The 279-nt window shown below is 68.8% G+C and carries 1 protein-coding gene; it reads right to left on the bottom strand.

Features of this window, described 5'->3' with window-relative positions:
- Nucleotides 1–47: 47 nt before the first annotated feature.
- The coding region (locus EN859_RS38960) for a hypothetical protein (protein WP_210237792.1) at nt 48–279 on the bottom strand (232 nt) is incomplete at its 5' end.

Below are 279 nucleotides of genomic sequence, written 5' to 3'. Positions count from 1 at the left end.
CCTGTTTTCATGGCGATCTGTGAACGATATGGCGGCATTTGCGGACTTTACAAGACGACGCCGTGCAATCGGGCCCCAGATGCGCGGACGCCGCGTTTCAAACGCGGCGTCAGCAGGCGCTCAGCAACGCGCGAATGCGCCCGCGAGCGCAGCGCCAATTCGGTTGACGGCGTAGCCGCGGCCACCGCAGCGCGGCGTATGCAAAGCTGCACAGTGCAGTGCACGGCGCCGTGCTTGCGATCAGCGCCCGCGCGAGCGGCCGCGCGGCGCGCCGCCGCC

Source organism: Mesorhizobium sp. M00.F.Ca.ET.216.01.1.1 (assembly GCF_004010325.2).
Lineage (GTDB): Bacteria > Pseudomonadota > Alphaproteobacteria > Rhizobiales > Rhizobiaceae > Mesorhizobium.
Note: the sequence above shows the minus strand (reverse complement) of the source record. Positions and strands in the feature narration are given on the sequence as shown.